Source organism: Dietzia sp. CQ4 (genome assembly GCF_014145125.1).
In the GTDB taxonomy this organism is placed as follows: Bacteria; Actinomycetota; Actinomycetes; order Mycobacteriales; family Mycobacteriaceae; genus Dietzia; species Dietzia natronolimnaea.
Window position 1 is genome coordinate 1 of the sequence record NZ_JAALDZ010000088.1, and the last position, 6,227, is coordinate 6,227.

Consider the following 6,227-nt stretch of genomic DNA (forward strand, 5'->3'; position numbering starts at 1 on the left):
GGGCGGCGGCGGAGGCAATCGTGGCCGCAGCGGCGCGGCCGGTGCGTTCGGCCGCCCCGGAGGCGCGCCCCGCAGGGGCCGCAAGTCCAAGCGGCAGAAGCGTCAGGAATACGACTCGATGCGGGCCCCCGAGGTCGGCGGCGTCCGGCTCCCCGACGGTCGTGGGCAGGTCCTGCGGCTGGCACAGGGTGCCTCGCTGAGCGACTTCGCGGACAAGATCGACGTCAACCCGTCGCAGCTGGTCCAGGCGCTGTTCAACCTCGGTGAGATGGTGACGGCCACGCAGTCCGTCACCCCGGAGACCCTTCAGCTCCTCGGCGAGGAGATGGGCTTCAAGGTCCAGGTCGTCAGTCCCGAGGACGAGGACCGCGAACTGCTCGACTCGTTCGACCTGTCGTTCGGCGAGGACGAGGGCGGGGAGGACGATCTCGAGATCCGTCCCGCTGTCGTCACCGTCATGGGTCACGTCGACCACGGCAAGACCCGGTTGCTCGACAGCATCCGGTCCGCGAAGGTCGGCGAGGGCGAGGCCGGCGGCATCACCCAGCACATCGGTGCCTACCAGGTCACCGTGCCGGTCGACGATATCGACCGGACGATCACCTTCATCGACACCCCGGGTCACGAGGCGTTCACCGCCATGCGTGCCCGCGGCGCCAAGTCGACGGACATCGCGATCATCGTGGTCGCGGCGGACGACGGCGTGATGCCGCAGACGGTCGAGGCGATCAACCACGCGCAGGCGGCCGACGTGCCGATCGTCGTGGCGGTCAACAAGATCGACAAGGAGGGCGCTCAGCCCGACAAGATCCGTGGCCAGATGACCGAGTACGGGCTCGTCCCGGAGGAGTACGGCGGCGACACCATGTTCGTCGACATCTCCGCGAAGCAGGGGCTCAACATCGAGTCGCTCCTCGAGGCGGTCGTCCTCACCGCGGACGCGTCGCTGGACCTGCGGGCCAACCCGGACATGGACGCGCAGGGCGTGGCCATCGAGGCGCACCTCGACCGCGGACGCGGTCCGGTCGCCACGGTGCTCATCCAGCGCGGAACGCTGCGGGTCGGCGACTCGATCGTGGCCGGCGACGCGTACGGGCGGGTTCGTCGCATGGTGGACGAGCACGGGGAGGACGTCGTGGAGGCGACCCCGTCCCGTCCGGTCCAGGTGATCGGCCTGACCAGCGTCTGTGGCGCAGGCGACACCCTGATGGTGGTCGAGGAGGACCGCACCGCACGGCAGATCGCGGACAAGCGAAACGCGCGCAAGCGCAACGCGCTCGCCGCTCGGTCCCGCCGGCGGATCAGCCTCGAGGATCTGGATTCGCATCTCAAGGAGACGAGCCAGCTCAACCTCATCATCAAGGGCGACAACTCCGGCACGGTCGAGGCCCTCGAAGAGGCCCTCATGGGTATCGAGATCGACGACGAGGTGCAGTTGCGTGTCATCGACCGCGGTGTCGGTGCGGTCACCGAGACCAACGTCAACCTGGCGGCCGCATCCGACGCTGTGATCATCGGGTTCAACGTCCGCGCGGAGGGCAAGTCGACAGAGCTGGCCAACCGCGAGGGCGTGGACATCCGGTACTACTCGATCATCTACCAGGCGATCGACGAGATCGAGAGTGCGCTCAAGGGCATGCTCAAGCCGATCTACGAGGAGAAGAAGCTCGGTCAGGCGGAGATCCGCCAGCTGTTCCGCTCCTCCAAGCTCGGCAACATCGCGGGTTGCATGGTCCTCGACGGGATCATCCGACGCAACGCCAAGGCCCGTCTCATCCGCGACGGCAAGGTCGTCGTCGAGGAGATGACCGTCTCCTCGCTGCGCCGCGAGAAGGACGACGCGACCGAGGTCCGCGAGGGCTTCGAGTGTGGTCTGACGGTGACGTACTCCGACATCAAGATCGGCGACGTGATCGAGACCTACGAGCTCGTCGAGAAGCCGCGCGACTGACGTCGACGGCGACAACCCCGTGGGGGCAGGTTCCGTGGTCTGCGGGCCTGCCCCCACGGCATTCTGGGTATCGAGCGGCCGCCCGGCGGCCGCATCACGTCAAGGAGGATCGCCATGGCCGGAAAGGGACGGGCCGGACGGCTCGGCAAACGGATCGGGGAGATCGTCGCGACGGCGATCGAGCACGAGATCAAGGATCCGCGTCTCGAGTTCATCACCATCACCGATTCGCGCATCACGGCGGATCTGAGGGTGGCCACCCTCTACTACACGGTCCGGGGGAGGACGCTCGACGAGGAACCCGACATCGCCGACGCGGGTGAGGCCCTGGCGAACGCTCGGGGCCGGCTGCGCACGATGGTGGGTAAGCAGACGGGGGTCAAGTTCACTCCCGAGCTGACCTTCAGGCTGGATTCCGTACCGGATGCCGCGCGCCAGATGGAGGAGTTGCTCGCCAAGGCCCGCGCCCAGGACGAGGAGGTCCGCCGGGTGGCGGAGGGTGCGCGGCCCGCGGGGGACGAGGACCCCTACCGCAGGGACGACGAGGTGGGTCTACCGGAGGACGACGACCGGTGACCACCCTGGTGGACGCGGGCGGCGCGGCCGAGGTCCTCGCGCGGCACCGTGAGGTGACCGTGCTGTGCCACGTCCGCCCCGACGCCGATGCCCTCGGGAGTTCCGCGGGCCTGGCCCGTGCACTGCGGGCGGTCGGCGTCGTCGTCCACCAGTCGTTCGACCCGGGCACGGTGCCGGAGGCGCTCCGGGTTATCCCGGGTACGGAACACGTGGTGCCGATCGCCGAGGTGCCGGAGCACGACGGCCTGGTGGTGACGCTGGACTGCGCCAGCCCGGACCGGGTGGGCGACTGGGGACGGTTGGCCCGCTCGGCTACCGAGGTCCTCGTCGTGGACCATCACCGTTCCAACCCGGGATTCGGGACGCACCTGCTGTTGGATCCCGAGGCGGCCTCCACCGCGACCCTGGTACTCGACGTTCTCGAGGCCGGTCGCTACCCGGTCGACCCGGACCTCGCCACCAGCCTCTACGCGGGGCTCGTCACCGACACCGGGTCCTTCCGGTGGGGTGGGGCGGGTTCGCACGACACGGCCCGCCGACTGCTGGCGGCCGGAGCGGAGTCCCGGGAACTCGGTTTCGCGCTCCTCGACGCCCACCCGTTCTCCTGGCTCCGTGTGCTGGGGGATCTCCTGGGGACCGCCCGCCTGGACGCCGAGGCGGCAGGGGGGCGGGGCGCGGTGTGGTTGACGGTCCCGCACGACGTCGTCGCGTCGGTCGACGAGGCCGACCTCGAGTCGCTCGTGTCCCACCTGCAGGGGGTCCGGGAGGCGGAGGTGGCGGTCCTCGTCAAGGAGATCAGGCAGGGCGAGTGCGCGGTGTCGCTCCGCTCCCGCGGTGGCGACGGCGTGGACGTCTCGGCCGTGGCCTCGACGCTCGGCGGCGGTGGACACCCGGCGGCGGCCGGGTGCACCGTGAGCGGCGACCCCGGACTCGTCACGGCGAGGCTCAGTGAGCTCCTCGCCTGACCCGGGGCGCCGGTCCACCGCTCCGGACGTCGGAGTGGGTGAGATCGGGCGCCGTCTGTGGTCGATCGCGCTGCCCGTCCTGCCGGTGCTCGCGGCCGAACCGATCTACCTGCTCGTCGACGGGATCGTCGTGGGCCGGCAGGGCCCGGAGGATCTCGCGGCGCTCGGGGTCGGCGCGCTCGTCCTGTTGGTGCTCGGGACCCAGATGAACTTCCTCGCATACGGCACGACCGCCCGGGCGGCGCGACTGCACGGAGCCGGGCGACGTCCCGAGGCGGTGGCGGAGGGGGTGCAGGCGACCTGGATCGCGCTGTCGGTCGGGGTGGTCGTGGTGGCGGGCGTGCACGCGTCGCTGGGGCCCCTCACGCGCGTCCTGGCCGCGGACGCCGAGGTGGCGGCGGGCGCCGCGGACTGGCTGAGGGTGGCGGTGTGGGGTATCCCGTGCATCCTGGTCGCGTCCGCCGGACACGGGTGGATGCGGGGGGTGCAGCGGTTCAGGACGCCTCTGGTCCTGGTGGCCGCGGGGATCGGTGTCTCCACCGTCGGGTGTGTCGTGCTGGTGCCCGGTCTCGGGCCCGCGCCCGCACTGGGGTTGGTGGGGAGCGCCTGGTCCAACCTGGCGGGCCAGTTGATCATGGCCGGTGGGTTCCTCGGCGCCTTGGTGATGGAGCACCGCGGCTCCTTTCGTCCGCGGTGGACCGTGATCGCGGACCAGCTCCGTCTCGGGGTGGACCTGGTCATCCGCACCGCGTCCTTCCAGGTCACCTTCGCGGTGGCCACCACGGCCGCCGCGGCGGCGGGGGTCGACTCGCTCGCCGCGCACCACCTGGCCCAGCAGCTGTGGGCTCTGTACACCCTCGTCCTCGACTCGGTCGCGATCGCGGCGCAGTCGCTCGTCGGTGCCGCGTTGGGAGCCGGGCTGGCCGCCCACGGCCGAGCCCTGGCCCGTGCGGTGGTGGTGTGGTCCGTGGGCCTGGGTGTCGGGCTCGCGGTGGTCACGGTGCTCTTCCGCTCGCCGATGTCGACCCTCCTGTCCGGTGACACCGAGGTCGCGGGCCGACTCGTCGTGGCGTTGACCGGGATGGCGATCGTGGTGGTCCCGGCCGCCCTGGTGTTCGGGCTCGACGGGGTCCTCCTCGGCGCGGGGGACGCCGCCTACCTCCGCACCAGCACGGTGGTCGCGGCCCTCTTCGGCTTCCTCCCGGTACTCCTGGCGACGAGGCACTTCGGGTGGGGACTCGCCGGTATCTGGTGGGGGATGGGCGTGTTCGTGGCGATGCGGCTCGTCGCCGTCGTCGCTCGCGTCCGCGGCGACCGCTGGATGGTCCTGGGCGCGGAGACCCCGGCCCGTCGGGCCTCCGAGGGGGCTCCGGCGTGACGGGCCGACCGGGTCTGCGCGCGGTGTCCGACCTGCACGTCGGCCACCGGGGCAACGCGCACGTCATCGACGACATCCGGCCCGCACATCCGGGGGACTGGCTGATCGTGGCCGGAGACGTGGCGGAGAAGACCGACCACGTGGTCGGCGCGCTGGAACGCCTGGCCGACCGGTTCGAGCGGGTGATCTGGGTACCGGGGAACCACGAGTTGTGGATCGCCTCCGACGACGACGGGATCACCTCCACCACCAAGTACGACCGCCTGGTGGACGCCTGCCGCTCGATCGGGGTGGACACCCCCGAGGACCCCTACCCGCTGTGGACCGGTCCGGGAGGCCCGGCGTGGGTCGTGCCGATGTTCCTGCTCTACGACTACTCGTGGACCCGCTCACCCGGCCAGTCCCGGGCATCGGCACTCGCGGGGGCGAGGGAGCGACGGGTGGTGGCGTCCGACGAGTTCCTCATCGATCCCGCCCCGTACCCGGACGCCGCCGCCTGGTGTGCCGCCCGGCTGGTGGCCACGACCACCAGACTGGCGGCCCTGGACCCGGCGCACCCCACCGTGTTGGTGAACCACTGGCCCCTGCTGCGCGCGCCCACCGAGGTCCTGCGGCATCCCGATTTCGCACTGTGGTGCGGCACCGACCAGACAGCGGACTGGCACCGCCGCTACCGGGCCACGGCGAGCGTCTACGGGCACCTGCACATCCCGCGCACCACCGTCCATGACTCGGTCCGGTTCGAGGAGGTCTCGCTGGGGTACCCGCGCGAGTGGGCGGCCCGCGGCCGACCCGACCCACTCGCCCGTCAGATCCTCCCCGTCCCCGACCACCCCCAGGTGAGGTGGATCCGGGACCGGGACGGGTTGCCGAGGATCGCCCGGCCCGGTGAGGACGGACCCGACCTGGAGGAGGAACGGTGATCAGGGACGTACTGCCGGACGACGTGGTGGCCGTGGCGTTCGACGAACTCGGCATGACCGATTCGGCGGCGCTGGCCGCCATGTACCCCGTCGAGGTCGAGCAGATCGGCAGGGCGGTGGAGAGCCGCCGGATCGAGTTCGCCGCGGCGCGGGCCTGTGCGCGCGAGGCGATGAACCGCCTGGGCGTGCCCCCCGGGCCGATCACCCGGGGTGGCAGGGGGATGCCGGTGTGGCCCCCGGGGGTGGTGGGCACGCTCACCCACACCGGCGGTCTGCGGGCGGCGGCGGTGGCGTCGGCCGAGCGGGTCCGGTCGCTCGGACTCGACGTCGAACCACACGGGCCGCTGTCGGAGGGGGTGCTCGAGGCGGTCTCGTTGCCCGAGGAGGCGGCGTGGGTGCGCGCGGCCCGCGGGGAGGAGGGGGCGGTCCACTGG

At 71.5% G+C, this 6,227-nt stretch carries 5 protein-coding genes and 1 pseudogene; all 6 read left to right on the forward strand.

The genetic code is table 11. The annotated features are described in order from the left end of the window. Positions 1-1,951, forward strand: a 1,951-nt coding sequence (infB, locus tag G6031_RS05925; protein ID WP_182652745.1) for a translation initiation factor IF-2, incomplete at its 5' end; no start/stop codon positions are given. Between the two features lie 114 nt (positions 1,952-2,065). Then, a complete protein-coding gene (gene rbfA, locus G6031_RS05930; RefSeq protein WP_182639529.1) occupies positions 2,066-2,527 on the forward strand; it encodes a 30S ribosome-binding factor RbfA in 462 nt (153 codons plus the stop codon). Continuing rightward, a complete protein-coding gene (locus G6031_RS05935) occupies positions 2,524-3,492 on the forward strand; it encodes a DHH family phosphoesterase (RefSeq protein WP_182652746.1) in 969 nt (322 codons plus the stop codon). Before rbfA ends, G6031_RS05935 begins: the two co-directional genes overlap by 4 nt. After that, positions 3,476-4,870 carry an MATE family efflux transporter gene (locus G6031_RS05940; RefSeq protein ID WP_347238448.1) on the forward strand — a complete coding sequence of 465 codons (1,395 nt, stop codon included), beginning with the start codon at positions 3,476-3,478 and terminating at the stop codon, positions 4,868-4,870. The genes G6031_RS05935 and G6031_RS05940 overlap by 17 nt, the downstream gene beginning before the upstream one ends. Then, the gene (locus G6031_RS05945; protein WP_182652747.1) at positions 4,867-5,793 is read left to right on the forward strand and encodes a metallophosphoesterase; all 927 of its coding nucleotides are present in this window, start codon (positions 4,867-4,869) and stop codon (positions 5,791-5,793) included. Before G6031_RS05940 ends, G6031_RS05945 begins: the two co-directional genes overlap by 4 nt. Continuing rightward, positions 5,790-6,227 (forward strand): annotated as a pseudogene (locus G6031_RS05950) (4'-phosphopantetheinyl transferase); the annotation flags it as partial. The gene G6031_RS05945 and the pseudogene G6031_RS05950, both read left to right, overlap by 4 nt.